This window comes from Sphingobacterium sp. Mn56C, from assembly GCF_049319645.1.
In the GTDB taxonomy this organism is placed as follows: Bacteria; Bacteroidota; Bacteroidia; order Sphingobacteriales; family Sphingobacteriaceae; genus Sphingobacterium.
This window is the reverse complement of record NZ_JBMOUC010000001.1, coordinates 723659-740853: the sequence shown is the minus strand read 5'-3', so window position 1 is coordinate 740853 and position 17195 is coordinate 723659. Positions and strand designations below refer to the sequence as shown.

General features: G+C 39.7%; 14 protein-coding genes. 7 read left to right on the top strand and 7 right to left on the bottom strand.

Annotation, left to right across the window (positions count from 1 at the left end; all coding sequences use genetic code 11):
• Positions 1–4: 4 nt before the first annotated feature.
• The gene (locus tag ACL9RF_RS03260) at positions 5–1450 is read right to left on the bottom strand and encodes a SusD/RagB family nutrient-binding outer membrane lipoprotein (RefSeq protein ID WP_422799159.1); all 1446 of its coding nucleotides are present in this window, start codon (positions 1448–1450) and stop codon (positions 5–7) included.
• Between the two features lie 11 nt (positions 1451–1461).
• A complete protein-coding gene (locus ACL9RF_RS03255) occupies positions 1462–4755 on the bottom strand; it encodes a SusC/RagA family TonB-linked outer membrane protein (protein WP_422799158.1) in 3294 nt (1097 codons plus the stop codon).
• Between the two features lie 485 nt (positions 4756–5240).
• On the opposite strand from ACL9RF_RS03255, the gene ACL9RF_RS03250 reads away from it, so the two are divergent.
• Both ACL9RF_RS03250 and ACL9RF_RS03245 read left to right on the top strand, forming a co-directional pair.
• Positions 5241–5612, top strand: a complete 372-nt coding sequence (locus ACL9RF_RS03250) for a hypothetical protein (RefSeq protein WP_422799157.1) — start codon at positions 5241–5243, stop codon at positions 5610–5612.
• 83 nt (positions 5613–5695) lie between these two features.
• On the top strand, positions 5696–6451 hold the full coding sequence (locus ACL9RF_RS03245) for a DJ-1/PfpI family protein (protein ID WP_422799156.1): 756 nt from the start codon (positions 5696–5698) through the stop codon (positions 6449–6451).
• A gap of 158 nt (positions 6452–6609) precedes the next feature.
• Here ACL9RF_RS03245 and ACL9RF_RS03240 read toward each other — a convergent pair whose 3' ends face one another.
• Complete coding sequence (locus ACL9RF_RS03240) at positions 6610–6849, bottom strand: hypothetical protein (RefSeq protein WP_422799155.1); 240 nt, start codon at positions 6847–6849, stop codon at positions 6610–6612.
• Between the two features lie 603 nt (positions 6850–7452).
• Here ACL9RF_RS03240 and ACL9RF_RS03235 point away from each other — a divergent pair.
• Positions 7453–8382, top strand: coding sequence for a helix-turn-helix transcriptional regulator (locus tag ACL9RF_RS03235; RefSeq protein ID WP_422799154.1), 930 nt, complete (start codon positions 7453–7455; stop codon positions 8380–8382).
• Positions 8383–8506: 124 nt separating this feature from the next.
• Here the strand turns inward: ACL9RF_RS03235 and ACL9RF_RS03230 are convergent, their stop codons facing one another.
• Complete coding sequence (locus ACL9RF_RS03230) at positions 8507–9256, bottom strand: hypothetical protein (RefSeq protein WP_422799153.1); 750 nt, start codon at positions 9254–9256, stop codon at positions 8507–8509.
• Positions 9257–9392: 136 nt separating this feature from the next.
• Between ACL9RF_RS03230 and ACL9RF_RS03225 the strand changes: the two genes are divergently transcribed.
• The 4 genes from ACL9RF_RS03225 (at position 9393) to ACL9RF_RS03210 (ending at position 12078) form a co-directional block, all read left to right on the top strand.
• Complete coding sequence (locus tag ACL9RF_RS03225) at positions 9393–10016, top strand: hypothetical protein (protein WP_422799152.1); 624 nt, start codon at positions 9393–9395, stop codon at positions 10014–10016.
• 273 nt (positions 10017–10289) lie between these two features.
• Entirely contained in the window at positions 10290–11003 is a 714-nt protein-coding gene (locus ACL9RF_RS03220) for a hypothetical protein (RefSeq protein WP_422799151.1), read from the top strand.
• A gap of 144 nt (positions 11004–11147) precedes the next feature.
• Positions 11148–11960: a GNAT family N-acetyltransferase gene (locus tag ACL9RF_RS03215; RefSeq protein WP_422799150.1), complete on the top strand. Its 813-nt coding sequence runs from the start codon at positions 11148–11150 to the stop codon at positions 11958–11960.
• A complete protein-coding gene (locus ACL9RF_RS03210; RefSeq protein WP_422799149.1) occupies positions 11953–12078 on the top strand; it encodes a hypothetical protein in 126 nt (41 codons plus the stop codon). Before ACL9RF_RS03215 ends, ACL9RF_RS03210 begins: the two co-directional genes overlap by 8 nt.
• A gap of 157 nt (positions 12079–12235) precedes the next feature.
• Here ACL9RF_RS03210 and ACL9RF_RS03205 read toward each other — a convergent pair whose 3' ends face one another.
• The 3 genes from ACL9RF_RS03205 to ACL9RF_RS03195 form a co-directional block, all read right to left on the bottom strand.
• Positions 12236–13093, bottom strand: a complete 858-nt coding sequence (locus tag ACL9RF_RS03205; RefSeq protein WP_422799148.1) for an EamA family transporter — start codon at positions 13091–13093, stop codon at positions 12236–12238.
• A 229-nt stretch (positions 13094–13322) separates the two neighbouring features.
• Positions 13323–15098, bottom strand: a complete 1776-nt coding sequence (locus ACL9RF_RS03200; RefSeq protein WP_422799147.1) for a hypothetical protein — start codon at positions 15096–15098, stop codon at positions 13323–13325.
• A gap of 2 nt (positions 15099–15100) precedes the next feature.
• On the bottom strand, positions 15101–16927 hold the full coding sequence (locus ACL9RF_RS03195) for a hypothetical protein (protein WP_422799146.1): 1827 nt from the start codon (positions 16925–16927) through the stop codon (positions 15101–15103).
• Positions 16928–17195: the final 268 nt, after the last annotated feature.

The following is a 17195-nucleotide window of genomic DNA, read 5'->3' as shown; positions in this document are numbered from 1 at the left end:
TTTACTATTTGTCGTTCCAAAATAATGTTGCCGTAACTTCATCCTTTCCTGTATTCAATTTTTTTACGGCCTCATTCCAGTGTATGCTGTTGCTATTCTGCTCGGCTGGCGGATAATAAAATCTTTTCGGAAAGCTGGACTCTGCCTGCTGTGGCGGACTTACGACATCGATGTTTGGATAACCCAAACGACGTATTTCGGTCCAGCTATCCCAGTTTCTATTGGCAAAGGCTATCCATTTCTGGTAACCAATTTTCTGTTTCCAGTTGCCAGCAGCGCTGGCATAATTCACCGCCGCCTGCTGCAGGTATTTATCCGCATCGGCAGCTGTACCGCCAAATTCTAAAATCGAAGCCCTAATAGCAGCCTCATAATGCCCTTCTACTGTACCCGCAGCAGGAATACCGCGCGCAATTGTTTCGGCAACTAAAAAATGAGTTTCTGCATAACTTAACAGAACAGCGGGTGCATTTGCCGATAGCCAGAAATTACTAAACTTCGAAAGATTCGAATTTACGCCCCCCAGTCCGGCCACGGCACCCGAATAATCCGCATTGCTATCTTTACTAAATAAAATCGGTAGTCGGGGGTCATTCCAGGCCTTCAAGGTATGCACAAAATAAGCCGCTGGCGCATAATAGGTGGCGTAAGTGCCATTCACAAGATCCTGCCAAACCGGATTTGAATTTGCTACCAGCCCCGGCACATAAGTAAAACTCGCATTCTCCGTCAGGAGCCCAGTCTGTATAGCCTCCAACGCTTTGGTATTCGCTTTAGCGGGTTCCTTATCGGCATATAAAAGGGCAAGTTTTAATTTTAAGGTTGCCGCAAACTGCTTCCATTTTTTAACATCCCCCTTAAAGATCTGGTCGGCAGGACCAAAAGACGCCGCCGTAATATCGAGCTTCTCTATCGCCAAGTCCAGGCGCCTTAAAAGGTCGTCGGTAATGGTTTTGGCGTCATCATACTTCGGAAAAGGAATGCTACGGTTTAAGGATTCAGAATAAGGGATATCGCCGTAGGTGTTTACCAATAAGCTATAGGCATAAACCTGCAACACATCGGCAATTAAAGTTTTATTTAATTTTACCGCATCTGGAACCTTATCGTTTTTAAACTTCCCTTTTGCCTCCTCCAAATTACTTAATACGCGGGTATACAAACCCGTCCACCATCCTGTAGGCGCATTATTTGTCGCAAACTGATACCGCGCCTCATTAATATTCGCCGTTTGCGTCCATACCTGCGCAATAACCCGAAAAGGCGATGTGGTCCAGTTACTGCTGCTATACAAATCAGCCAGACTCTTCTCGCCGGCCAGAAACAAGGCATTAGCCGGAACTTCAGTAGCATTTTTAGGGTCGTTATTCAAGTCACTAAAAGACTTTTCGCAGGCCTGTAAGGCTAGTCCACAAATCGTAGCGCTTAGGATCCAAAGTTTTGTTTTCATACGTTGTTGTACTAAAAGGTTAAACGACTGGTAAAAGAAAAAGATCTTACCGTAGGGAATACACCATTCTGATAGCCTATAGAAGCATTCGCTTGGTAAATCATCGGGTCCGCATTCGATAGCGTTGTCGAGGGCGCCCCCTGCTCCGGATCAGCATAGGGTAGGTTTTTATGTATTATCCATAAGTTTCTTCCCGCCAAGGCGAAGTCAATACCCTTAAGCACCTTTTTACCTTCAAAATAGTGCGCTGGAAGGCGATACGAAATGCTTAACTCCCTAAGTTTTACATAAGAGGCATCGTAAACATATGATTTTGCAGTAAGACCGTTACTGGAGCCAAAAGGCAATAAACCGCCCAGCTTATTGGCATCCGAAATATCAATACGCTTATCGTTTGGCGTACCATCCTTCTTCACTCCCGGCAATATCAATCCCCCACCATTTGCTATAGACTCCCGAATATTATGACCTAAATCATTGATTGCCGCTGTTTCGGCCAAAATTCCCGAACGCGAACCATTGTCTAGATCCAACGAATATACATCGCCCCCCTTCACGAAATCAACCAAAAAGCTTAACTGCAGGTTTTTGTAGGTAAAGCGGTTTGTAATACCGCCAATCCACTGTGGCGCTATACGACCAATATTCGAATTCCGATTGCTCGACTTAACATAATATCCATTATCATTGACAAGTGGCTGACCATTTTCATACACATAGTCGGAGCCTCGCAAAATACCGTACGACTTGCCCACCTCGGCAACGAGTTGTACCGCATTGTGGTAGCTAGCCAAAGTATAGGCCTGCTGACCCGCATACAGGGAAATAACCTTATTGTTGTTTTTGCTCCAATTAACGGATAGGTCGTACGTAAAGCTGGACGTACGGACAGGCACTGCCGTTACACTAATCTCCAGGCCCCGATTTTGAATCGTACCGCCATTAACAAAAAAATTGCTGTATCCCGTGGCAGTAGATGGTGTTATAGGGGTTATCTGGTCGTAAAGGCGAGAATGGTAATAGGTAGCATCCAAAATAATCCTATGGTTTAAAAATGCCAATTCTAAACCACCCTCATACGAACGGTTACGCTCGGGTTTTAAATCTGGATTATTGTTGGTCAACGGATTATAAAAGATATGTTGCCCATTTATCGGAGCACCAGCAACGTAGGTATTGCGTACACTATAGATCGGTGCATCTCCACCCACCTCGGCATAGTTTAAGCGTAATTTCCCAAAACTCAACCAGGATGCCTCAGGCAGCAACTTAGAAAACGTGAAGCTCCCCGAAATAGCGGGATAAAAATAAGCATTGTTGGCTTTCGGCAGAGCGGATGATTTATCGATACGTCCGGTAACATCCAGAGCCAGAAAATCTTTAAAAGCCAATGTTGCCCCGGCAAAATAACCGTTTACCTGCTTGCTGCCGTCATATTCTACAGGTGCTGCAGGTGTAGCAGCCGAATTTGCTATACTGTACAGGTTAGGTACAATCAGCCCACCACTGGTAGATTGCGCTATAGACTGCGTATTATTGCGCCGGATATTCGTCCCGATCAGGGCCTGCAGGTTAAAATCGGAGTTTAAATTTTTATTGTAATTTAATAATAAGTCAAAATTATTTTCGTAGAATTCCACCTGCGAGCGCCCATAGGCAGGTGTTTGGTAAGAGCCTACGGCGATTCTATTTTCAAACTTTTGTGTATAGCTATCCCGAGTTATCCGTGCGCTGGCCTGCAGGCCTTCAGCAATATTATACTGCACAAAGATATTCCCAAAATAGCGCCCCCTGTTGTCGTTGTTGTAGTTCTCATAATCGTTCCAGAAGGGGTTATTATGATAGGCGGGTTTAATAACCTGACCGGAATCATCGGTGTAGCTGCCTGTAACGATATTCCAGGAAGCATTATAGCCCCGATCATAGGCATCGCGCAATTTCCTATAGTCTATATTGGAAGGATTCCATTGCCTGAGATCGCGTACATTAGCATTTGCCGACCGATAGTCGTAGGTACTGCGGTTACGTGCATAGACGTCACTAAAATTTATAGCCGCTCCTATGGATATTTTACGGCTGATATCGGTACTGGCCGAAAAATTAAAGGTATTTTTTTTCTGTACGCTGTTTGGTGCAATGCCACGTTCGTAGGCATTGGTATAGCCCAGTTTAAAGTGTACCCCCTGTTTTACGGTTTGTACAAATATGGCGGTAATTGAGCCTAGGGGATGCTGAAAATAGTCTCGGGCTTTGTAGCGACTGCCGGGCTGCCAGGGGGAAGCTTTTCCGTAGTTTTCATCGCCCGGAACAAAAGAATCCCAGTTGTAGACTTGCAGATCTTTATTGTATTTCGGCCCCCAGCCTAAGTCTTGATTGGTCATAACCACTGGAACGGGTTTCCCACCACTACCTATGGCTGGCACATAGTAAAAATACCCCTCCTGATCGGGATAATTGGCATTGTAACCCGCAGTACCCTTTCCTTGGCCATACTCATGTTGATAACGGGGTAAGGTGCTGCCATCAATACTGCCGGATATAAAACTTTGGTTTACAGAAATATCGACTTTGTCGGATGCGGATGTCCCTTTTTTAGTTTGTATAAGTATTACCCCATTTACCGCCCTCGAGCCATAGAGTGCGGATGCTGCTGCACCTTTCAACACCGTTAAGGACGCGATATCCTGCGGATTTATATCTGCTGCGGCGTTCCCAAGATCTAAACCATTACGGCTATTGTTGGCATTATCAATCGGTACGCCATCTACCACAAATAACGCTTGGTTGCTCTGTGTTAGCGACTTAAAACCACGGAGAATAACATTATTTGTTCCTCCGAGGGTATTGTTGCTCGTAACCTGTAGACCGGCAATTTTTCCGGACAACCCGGAGATGAAATTTGTATTTGGGGTGCGGTTTAGGTCTTCGGCCGACAGCTGCTGCGCCGAATAGGGCAGTAAATTTTTAGATCGCGTTATGCCTAATGCGGTGACCACAACATCATCCAGCTGTTGAATAGCATCGGTCAAAACGAGTTCATAGCTGTTCTGCTGCTGTACCAAAAATTCTTGCACGCGGCTGTACAGGCTTTTTACCTGTAAAACATCGCCGATCTCGACCTTCAGCTCGGCATGCCCACTTTTGTCGGTAACCGCAATTGCTTGTCCGGAATTTTTATGGGTAATATTAATACCCGCCAAGCCCGCTCCTGTCGTGGATCGGACGGATAATTGAATGGTTTTTGTTTGTGCCATTAGCGCAATAGTATATACGCCAAATGCGAAACTTAGTATAAGTTTTTTCATTTTATTGGGTAGTAAAATAAAAGATTAACGCCTGGTTGTTGGGCGTAGATTAGAGCAAGTTGATCTGGAGCGTTTTAACAGGAGGTGCTTTGCATTCGAAGGCTACGTTTTGGTTGCCTCGGTATTTCTAGCGTAAAATGCTGTTCTTCGGATTGGAGTTTCGTTATTTTTTTCATCTTTAGTGGTTAGGTGCTACAAATATAACTATTTAATCTATATATTTAGTAGCACTTATTTTAAATAGCTTTTTAAATCGCTGCAAATCAGTTATTTAATTTTAGATTTAGCTGTATAAACCGAATACTAGTGATATAGAATTCAGATTAGCAGGTCGTTTTCAACGTTCTTATTCGCTCCTTCATGTTGAGCTGTATTTGGTTTAAATGTTCTGGAGGTTTAGGAGTTTTAGTAGGTTTAGGAGGTTTTGGTAATCCTTTTTCGTTATCTTTGTTAGCTTTACAAGGTTTACATGGTTTCCCATAGAGATGAAAACAGTAATAGGTCTTCTTTTAATATGCTGCATGGTACTACGACCTTTATTGCCGCTGTTAAATTATGTTGTCAACTATTCTTACATCACCGAGGTCTTGTGCATCAATAAACAAAGGCCTGCATTATTGTGTAGCGGTAAATGTTACCTGCGAAGAGAAATGGCGAAAAACACCGACCCTGCCCCCCTATCAAAAACCAAAATTACGACACAAAAAACAGTGGAAGGGTTTATTGTGGGTGATTCGTTTATGCAGATCGACGTACAATGCAGTAGCATTAAAAAATACCAGCCTCCTATTGCTATTGAACGTATCTATAACTTTTCATTTGTCGGAAAACCTTTCCGACCTCCTGCTGTGGCTTAAAACTTGTCCATATTTTACTTTCTAGGTATAATAACTGGGCATACGGTTAGGTCTTCTTTAATTTATTTTTTACACAAACATCCATGAAATTTACTTGTTTCCTGCTGTTTTCGTTGTGTAGCTTATGTTGCTTTGCACAGGCTACCCCCGTTAACGGCCAACATATGTCGGAGGAGATTGCCTCTGCTACAAAAAAAGATACCATAACAATTGCCGTTCTGCTGTACAATAGTATTGTACTTGAAGACTTCGCTGGTCCTATGGAGGTTTTTTCCAAGGCACAGCAGCTGACTCAAGGTGGGTATAAAACATTTACCGTAGCTTTCTCGCCTGAGGTGATACATACCGAAAACGGTTTGTTGAAAATTGTACCTGATTTTACACTCGATAATTTCCCGAAAGCCGATTACTTATTAATCCCCGGAGCAAGCATGCCGGTCATAAATAAATTACGGGAGGATAAACGTCTTACCACATTTTTACAAACATGGGCTAAACAAGACAGCTCTTATATTTTTTCAGTATGTACCGCAGCTTATCTATTGGCCAATGCTGGAATTCTTGACCATAAAAATGCGACGACGCATTATTTTGTAGCCGACGATTTTGAGGAGCAGTTTCCGCAGGTTACCCTCGTCAGAAATGTCCGCTACATAGCCGATGGAAGGGTAATAACATCTTCTGGTGTTACATCCGGAATTGATGCTGCCCTTTATATTATTGGAAAAAATAGCGGCGAGAAATTGCAAGGTATGATCAATAGAGCGCTACAGTACAGCTATGGCACGCACGAAAAATGGCCCGTCGCACCGCATGGTATGCGGTACCGTAGTAAGTAGGTGCGGGTAGTATATTTTTATCTTTTAAGCCTTGCAAAAATTAAAAGATACTACAAAAAAATAGAGCTGATACCTATGTATCGGCTCTATTTTAGTAACAATCGATTTTCTACTTCCCCTATTTTTTCCTGCGCTTTGAAGGTTTCAAAGAAGCGGTATTACCTGGCCTGTTGCCTGTTCTTATTATCACGCTGACGGCAATCTGGCGCACCCGTAGAGTCCGCTATTCGTTTTAGTCTTGGTTTCCATCCCGTAGTTTTAAAAATATTTAAGGTAAACAAACGCTCTAACTGCTTCGTAGTCATCATATTCACTTCTGCAGGGGATTTCGTAATCATTTGTGTAGCGCATGAACTAAACATAAAAGCAATACACAGCAATAGAATTAATTTTTTCATTTTTATATAGGTCATTAAGTTAATAAGCGGTTGACACGACTGAGTAATCCAATACCACATCATGCTCATCAAAAGTGATAATCAGATCAAAAGACTTACTGCTACTGTTCTGGCTAGAATGCTGCCCGGCAAAAAAATCAGTAGTTCCAGCTTTATTCTAAACCGACATCTTATTATAGCTCCACACCTCTCGGTTAGTTCTATTTTTAGAAACCAAATTTGGAGAACCAAACAACATTAAGACCTCATCTTGCATTGTATTTCCTTTTATAACGTTAGACTTAACAATTCCCATGGTCAAATTACTTTTCTCTGTTGTACTATCAGCACCATACTTGTAGCTATTACAAGATGATAGCGATAAAATCAGTAAACTGGTTAATAAAATTTTATGCATAACGATTCATATTTATCTACCGCAAAGTAAGCGTACGGCTATGGAGCCTATGTTCATTAGTAATCACCAATCGGTGCACATAGACTGCATACAACTGATTATATTTGTCTACCAATGATCATTCATATATGGCAACCAATAAACACGCAATAATAAGATACGAGGCTTTAGACAGATGTTTCTCCAACAAGCGTAGAAAATTCTTTATGAATGATTTAATACAATATGTATCTCATGCTATACAAGAATATACTGGTAAGGAAACATCCATATCACGTAGGCAAATATTCAAGGATATTGACTTTATGCGCGATACTATAGGCTTTAATGCACCAATAATTGACATCAAAGAAGGTAAAAAAGCATTCTACAGGTATGATGATCCTACCTATTCTATTACGCTACAGCAAATAAATCCAATTGAAGCAGAATTGCTAAAAAATGCTTTGGAGGTATTAAAGCGCTTCAAAGGTATAGCTCCATTTGACTTTATCGCAGAACTATCGCTCAAACTCAAGAAAACTTTTCAATTAGAAGATTTAGCGCATATTATCTTTTTTGATCACAATGAATACCTCAAAAATATAGATTCACTTGGTCAGTTGTTAAAAGCTACTCAAGATAAGGATGTACTTACCATTACATACCAATCATTCAACCAGAATAAAGAAGATATCTTTGTCTTTCACCCCTATTTCTTAAAGCAATACAACAAAAGATGGTTTCTTTTCGGACAACGTGAAGATTTTGAGACTTGGACAAATCTCGCTTTGGATCGAATTATGGAGTTTACCAAATCATACAAACATGATTATAAAGCTAATACACAGGATCCTGAAGCGTACTTTGAAGATATCATCGGCGTCAGTAAACCTATTGGTGCTGTTTGTCAGTTTGTCAAAATCAAAGTGAATAAGTCGCTATGGACTTATATCGAATCGAAACCCTTGCATCCATCACAAAAGGTTATCAATAAAGCTGATAGCTATACCACGATACAACTCGATATTATCCCTAACTACGAATTCTATGCGCAGATACTTGGATTGGGTGCAGCAATAGAAGTTTTGGAACCAAAGCAAGTGCGTGATGCTGTTCGTGAAAAAATTGAAGAGAGTTTAAAACTCTATAATTAACAATTAATAAGCGATTTAGAATAAAAAAATCAAGTACAGCAAGTTGAGTTGCTGCAAAGAAGTCTACCTTTGCTTATGCAATACTCTTATTTATTATATCTTATTCGATAAAGTAGTAGGTATTTTAAGAAGTGCTATAAGGTCTTGGTTTATTAAGTATAGAAGACCTATTAAGAGTAAAGTGTAGATTACTGTCACTTTCCTTTATTGTATCAAATACACTTTTATAATCTTCATCATTCGATTCAGGATTAATATAAATTTCATTAAGTAATTGTGATGTATCAATCTTGATATCCTTGTATGTAATATTTTCAACAGTATCAGATTCATCACCTATAAAAAATAAACGATGTTCTCTTTCATCTTGGTATTGAATATCTTTGACCACACAATCAATATAAATATTTCCATATTTAGGTGTAAAAGGAAACTTCTCATAAATAATATTTCCTGAATAAATATTATTTTCATCAGTAATAGATGCATATAATTTATCTAAGGTAGTTTTTACTGCAACACCTACATTTTTATTCTCTGAACGACCATATGTATCCCACATCAAATTATTTTCATGCTCATTTACACACCAACAACAACCGAACACTTTATGTTTCGCTTGGTCACGAAATTTATTTAGTGCATCTACAATATGCTGTTCACAATTAATTAATTCTAATTGTTTAGATAATGTTTCAATTGTATAAGGCTCAACGTGTCCTTCTCTTGCATCTTTCCATTCAGTAATTTTATTAAATCTTAATGTTCGATACTTTAACATACTTTCCAAGGTACTAAGTTTAAAATATCTCCAAACAATTATATCTGAAGGGTTAGCATATTGGTCAAAATTTCTATGTCTAAAATATGTCATAACAAAAGGATTTAATCATGAAAGTTAATAAAAAAGGGATAATAGTAAACATCCCTGCTTTCTCAGAACTGTGCATATAGATTGCACAGACGTTATATATATTTGTATTATTAAACTTTAAAAATAATCAGAAATTATGACATTATTTAGCACAAGTGATCAGGGCTATGAAGTAGAAGATCACCTTTTTTGGATGTATCGTGTAACATACGAAATTGAAATGCATATCAGCACCGTTATTTCATTAGACAGATTAGTTTCTGAGAACTCTTTAATAAGCGATCTCAGCACTGATATGATATTTTATCACAATGAATTAGCATTAACCCGAACTGCATATATTTTAAAAAACCAAACTAAAAAAGATGAAAAACATTCCCTAAAATGTTTAAAAAATTATCTTGATGGTAAACAAGTTAAAATAAATAATAAGCCTATTAAATTGATTTTTGATGAAATAATTACTTTTTATCAAAAGCATCAAGAAGATATTGATAAGCTAATAAATAAAAGAGATGCAGAGGCTCATGAATTTAAGACGAAAAACCAAATTGAAATTTCTATTTACAATCGAATCAGCTTTGACAAACAATTAGACATAATTCAAGAGGCAAGAAATATCATAAGTAAATTATATGTAGTACTTTTTAACCGAGAATTTCCTTCCGATCTAAAATATCCAATTAATTTATACAACAAAATATACAAGAACAGTATAAAAATAATTGCCTCACACGTTCAACCTCAAAATTACAATTAGTTAATTACCATAACTTCAATATAGGCTAACGTCAAATGCAGAGTTTAAGGTATTGTATTTCTAAAATTCAACTAAACATATCAAATATCTCCTTTTTAATTATATTTGGTTGCAACCGAAAATATCAATCCAATAGTGAATATGGCCAAATCCAATTTCCAATTTTTTGAAGAAGAATATGCCTTGCTTTGTAATTTAGCATAAGCCGCTGAGTACAACTTATATCAAGATCCCGCTACGTCCTTATTCAAATTGAGGCAGTACGGAGAATATATGGCTAAGCAGATATTTGAGACCTATGGAATGGAACTGCCTGAGGATACAAAGTTTCAAAACCTAGTATATATGCTAAGAAACCAAGGCATTCTTCCTAGCAATGTAGTCGATCATTTTACAATTCTTCGCAAGCAGGGCAATGATGCTGTTCATGATTATATTGGGACTACAAAAGATGCAACATCATCCCTTTTTTCGGCTTTTAAGTTAGGGAAATGGTTTTATGAGTCGTACTCCAAAAAGAATCGAGATATTTCCAGTCTTAGATTCAGTAAACCAGAGAACCTTGATACGAGGCATGCTTTAAGTATCCTAGAGGAGGAGAATAATATCTTAAAGTTGCAATATGAACAAGCCATTGCACAACAGAAAACAGTTAGTCAACAACAACGTCAAGAATATACCGAGAGAGCAAAACAATCCGCTTCAAAGTTGGATTTGAACGAAGCGCAAACTCGTGTGCTTATTGACGAACAACTACGCAGTGCAGGCTGGGAATGTGATTCAATACAACTCAATTTCAAATCAAATAGCACTTTACCCGAAAAAGGTAAAAACAAAGCTATAGCAGAATGGCCTTGTGGTAGAAAATGGGCATATTATGCGCTATTCATTGGCGAGGAGTTGTATGGTATTGTAGAGGCCAAAGCATACTTTGTGGGTGGAGCACTAAAAGAGCAAAACCAATATTCTTCTGTCTATAATGCTTAGGATTTAACATTAAATTTCCTCCTAGACCTTTTGGCCAAGGATATGAGGAATAATCCTTTCCTACATGAACGCCGTTAATTTCAAAAAGGAATATTAAATTTAGTTTTTGATTCGCTAAAATTATATTTGCAGCAACAAATTACTATGCAAAACTATACTATCCAACGTTTCACACTTCAAGATATCCCTTATATCCATGGCCTACAACCTGCGGATTGGGGTGATATAAGTGCCAACTTTATCAGCTACTGCACCCAAGATTTCTGTTACCCTATAAAGGTATTACACGGCCATCATATTATAGGCTTGGGCTGCTTAATTTGTTATCAAGACTCGGCATGGCTGGCCCATATTATTGTTAGCGAGAACTACCGTGGTCAGGGAATAGGGAAATTAATCGTCAACGCTCTTATTGATACCGCACAGCGCAAGGGTATTAGAGCCATACATCTGATCGCCACAGACCTGGGGCTGCCTGTATATAGCAAACTTGGCTTCCAGGCGAGCTGCAATTATCTATTCTACGATAGACCGCAGCAGTATACGGCACAGCCCATATCGGAACGACTAATGCCAGCGACGCAAAAACACTATGCCCAAATCTTGGCTATGGATGCTGAAATAGCTGGCGACAAAAGGGAGCTGCTAATCCGCCAGCACTTTAACCATTGTGTGGTCTATGAAGCGGATAATATGGTGCAGGGTTATTTCCTACCTACCCTAGGTAATGGGCCCTTGTATGCCAAAACCGAAGCATCAGCAGAGGCCTTAATGGAGCTTAAGTACAGTAGCGCTGCGATGGCTGTTTTACCTGAGGTGAATACCGTAGGGCTGGCTTGGTTGGAGGCGCGTGGGTTTACACGGAAGGTGTATACTGCCATACGCATGACATTATCGACAGCGACAATCTGGCAACCGCAGCATATTTTCTGCCGTATCGGCGGAAATTATGGGTAAAATTATCCTTCAGCATGGCCATGCGGGCGGTTATTATCAGATAATGGTCATGACTATGTTAAAAGACGTTAAAATCAATATGGATCTATACCAGGGGCATAACAATTGCGTTATTTAGGTACATTCATAATTTAGGTTAATAATTGGTTAGTTAAAAAACGCTTTAGGTTCCCCGCCTAAGGCGTTTTTCTTTGTATTACGATAGGATAGGATAAGTACTGTAAGATTAGTAATTAAATTCTGGCACGAACAGCTATTAAACCTTAAAATCGAAATTACAAAATATGAAGTTGCACAAGAGCAAGGAGGCTGATACTTAACACGGCAAGCACAATACCGTAGAGGGTATGCTTCCGTAACGCTTCCTTAAAATAAAATCTACCTATCAGTGTTCCTCCAATAATAACGCCTAAATTCATGGTAATAAAAACCAAGGTTGGACTATCGGCAAATATTTTATGGGCCTTTAAGTAAAAGAAAATATTCATAAAGTTTAATACGCCTAGAAGCAGACCTAGGTAGGTGTATTTGTAGGCAACCTTCCCTTTGCTGCATAAAAAGTAGATAAAAGCGACTACCAAACAACAAAGAAAGACTATAAATAAGGTAGTTGTATAGTTTATGCGCTTATCGGTGGCAATAAGCTTAAATAGGGTATCGACAATACCATATCCAAAAAAAATCGTTAGCAGGTAGACCAAACTAAACTTCCCCGATCCTTTTGATTTTTTATATAAGAGCAATATAATACTCAAAAAAGATAATATAATGGCTACAATTTTAGGTGCTGTGGCCTGCTCATTAAACAACTTAAAGCTTAAGACGACTGGGATTATTAATGATAAGCGTTGAAAAATATCCGTACGCATTATTCCGGACACCTTTAAAGCCTTATACAATATAAAAAACATGCTGGGCAACCCTACGCCTAATAGGGCGATAATAATATAGTTCGTGGTCGAGAAGTTAAGGTTGTGGATGGAAACATCAAAAAATAACCACGATAAAATCGCCGCCGCCAAATAGCCAAAGGCAATAAATAAGGCTAAGTTTTTTGTTGAATCAATTTTCAGCTGCTTCATATAAAAGCCCACACATAGCGACGAAAACAAACTTATCCATAATGTATACATACAAATTCTTTTTTATTTCTTCTTTTACTTCCAATGCTATACTTGATATTGGTATTGTATTATACCCTATATACGCTTTGACGCCCACAGAAGCATTGCAAATGTCTGTGTTTTACCTTTAAATTTACTACTCCGGATGCAAAAATTAAACTGATCCGGCTACACGGCAGCGTTTACAGCAATCTAGCCCTATTTTCGGGGCATGATTCGTGGGAAACATGGCATACAGCTAAACGCTTTTTACCTTACTGAGCCAAAGTAAGCCGAGGACGTCTTCCTCTGCGGCAACCGACCTGAACAAATCTTTGCTGGAAAGGGTATCTTGATAATACTGCATCAGATCAAATTCTCCGGTTGCCGGACGGCAAGGAGCATCGGGGTTGATAATTTGTGTGTCGATATCTGATGTTCCTTTATGGCTCGAAGAGTAGGCATCGCCGGCATAATAGGCTAGAATATCATGCCCAATTTCGTGTGCCGCAATTTCTCTAAACAGTAATTTCGTTTCATACACATCGTGATAATCCCATCCATGCTCATGTTCTATATAGCCCACATTAAAACAAATTACACTCCAACTCCCACGTTTTCCATACAGCGCTTCAAGCTCCTCTGGTACTTGAACAGGGTTTCCGGATGCCACCACTTTATTATTGGTGTTATACAATAAGTATATTTCCGTCATCACATTTTTTCTTCTGTTTTTAGCACGCACGTACACCTCATACGGCTTATTATTTATTTTGACATATTTTCCCTGTTTATGTATTTTATTTCTTCCCCAATGGTAATTAATACCCTCCAAGGCAAATCTCCTCAGATCCTCAAAGCTATGCGTGGCGACCTTAATTGCAGGTATGCCATGGATTAATTCTTTATTTGGTATTTTATTGGCCGCATAAAACGATGCCCCCAATGCACCAGCATCCCTCAACCTCACCCGTAACGCTACCTCCACCATACAGGTTTTATTATCTATCCATATATCAACACACTGAACCGTGTTGTAGCTATAGTTAAAGACAGCAGTGGTGTAATCTTTCATTTTTTCATCCCCAAAAGCAACGATTGTCGCCGTAAGCCCCAATTCGTGGGTCAGCAATTTACTCGAATATACTTCATCATCGTTAAAACCATCCCAGCAGATAATATATGTTCCAGCAGGAAAATCCCTACATACGGTCTTCCGTTCAGCCGAGCCCGCAGCAGCGGTGGATGCTGCTGCCATAATAACATTTGTAACTGGCTGCACTTCTTTTAAAGACGAAAATATATGCCGTATCGTTTGGCCCCTATGTTCAATTTTTAAAAGCCATTGATCAATCCCCTTACCCCGAACGGTTAGCTTAAAATTTATCGTAGCATTTTCCTTGTCGCCAACAAAATCAGGAATACCAAAAGGCATAAAATCGGCTTTAATATGCTCTAGTTGAAGATCAAAATCTAATTCCTCTATTTCCGGTGCCGGTATCACTTCGCCTGCACCAATACAGGCAGGAATATGTACCTGTCCAGGATCAATAATTTCAATACAGCCAGTCTCGGGAGGGCTATTTCCGGGCATTTTACCCATAACCTTTAAGGTAGATTTCTTAAGAAGTACCGCATTATTTTGTACGAGAAAACTGCCATAATTTTGCCAGTTTCCTAGTACGGCAGTTATTTCAAAGCCATCTCTGAATACGAAGTTAGCGCCCTTACGGTCTGCTATGGTACCCGTAGCCTTTCCCTGCGTTGAAGCAACCGTACGTAATACCCTAAACAAGCCCACATGATTTGCTATTTTTACGGTAGCACCGTCCACAACAACAAGCTGGTCTGCCAACTCCTTCTCCTCCAGGTCGCGCGCTTTTGCCAGGGCACGCATCCGCTTCCTGCTCACGTTGCTGTTTACCACAGCATTATGCGCTAAATAGCGCTCAATATCGATGCTATCCCCGTCTACCGCATCCTCCCAAGAATCACCTCGGAAATAAGAAGTAAACATTTTTTTTAACCATGACATAATTAATTACTTTTTAATTTCGTTAACCAAATTAAACCCAGTACATCATTTTCTGCTGCTACGGATCTCTTATGCTCCCAGGGCGGAATATAATTTTGATAATAACACATGGTATCAATTTCTCCGGATATGGGATAATTAGGCGTTTCTGGTTTTACTTCCTGACTCCAAATGGTTGAAGATCCTTTATGTCCATAGGAGTACAGCGCGCCTGCATAGAATTTTAAAATTTCATGACCTACCTCATGAGCCGCAAGCTCCATAAATTTTAAATCTTCATCATACCCATTTTGGTAGGCCCAACCGAAAGAATAATGGATATATCCAACATTATAACACAGCACATTCTTCATCCGCGAATTAAATTCTGCCGTTAAAGGATCCTCTGTTATAGCACCCGGATTTGACGATCGTCTCCATTTTTCATTTGTCGTATAGTGTACACCTAACGGCTCCATCGCATCATTGCCCGTATGCGTAGCCTGCATATATACGCCATAAGAAATATTACCAATTTTTACATTTTTCCCCACACTATGCTGCTCATTTCTACCCCAATGGTAGTTTACACCCTTTAGTGCAAGCAACAGGAGATCATCAAAACTACGTGTCCGTGTTTTGATGGGCGGATACAAGGTTAAAAGCTTCTTTCGCGGTATTTTTTCCCAAGGATAGCCTGCTTTAGAACCGCCTACCTCCGGATGGTTAGGCTCCACATATGGGCGTTCCAATCCTACAGCTCCAGCATCGAATAAATTCAGCCTTAAAAAGAGATCTATTTTAGCAGTTTTCCTATTAATAATTACGTCAACCCACTTGACCTGTTTATAGCTATACCTAAATTCCCCCGTTGAGACTTCCATCTTTTTACCATTTCCCCAGGCCGTGAAGTAGGCCGTAAGACCATTTCCCTGGGTTAAAATTTTACTGTTGTATATATGATCCGCATCAAATCCATCCCATAAGATACTATACTCCCCTGCTGCCCATAAACGTTCCTGCTGCTGCGGCTCCTCCTTAGCTTTTGATAGGAATAGCAGGCCATTAGCCTGAGCCACATCAGCAGAAGTAAATACCGCTATCGATGATGACGACAACTCCTGCAGTATAACACCCTTATTTTTAATAGTTAAAGACCATCCATCTATACCCTTACCCGAAATACGTAGATTAAAACGAATTTTATCCTGCTCCCTGTTGCCCTTAAAATCTGGAATACCTAAAGGCACGAAATCAGCTTTACCATGCTCGACAGCAACATCAAAATCCAACGGTTCATTGGCAGGCAAAGGGGCCGCTTCACCATGCCCTATATACGGCGGAATAGTTACCTGTCCGGAATCTAAAAAGCGGATAACACCAGCCTCTAAAGGACTATTTCCGGGCATTTTACCCTGAACAGCTAAGGAAGATTTTAGAAGGAGAACCTCCCGATCTTGTAGTTTACAAGTGCCATAATCTCGCCAATCGCCTATAATGTCGATCACGGAGAAACCATCATAAAATATAAAATTATCGCTATGTTTAGCTAAAATAGTACCGCTATGTTTTCCCTGAACAGTAGGTAGATTAGCGTGCAGTCTAAACTCCCCTACATGAGCCCCCATTTGTATTTTAGCCCCGTCGACCACCAGGGTTTCCGATGCCTGCGCAAACGCTTCCTGTTCGCGTTCTTCGGCGACTGTCTTCATTCTTGATCTATCGCTGTTTCCTTTGAGTTGAGCTGCATATACTTCAACACCTGTTTCCGGTACTGTTGATGTATCAATCCGCTCACCTGAATCGCTTGGTGAGGGAATTTCAGTATATATTCTTTTTAACCAAGACATAGAACATAATATAAATCTTTAGGAAAAGGAGCATATAAAGGTCGTACATGCATATTTTAAATAGACTACAGTTAGCATTATATCCTTCTATTGATTTTCTAGGTGTAAGAAATTAATAGAAGGATAAACATATATACTCTTAGCTATTGCAGGTACTATCCAAAAGAACAGTTTTTAATATTCCTAAGATTTTAACCAGGAATAATTGTGGTAAGCCATATCCCATGCGAGTAAAAAACAGGCATAATACATGCAAATCCTCTCTGCA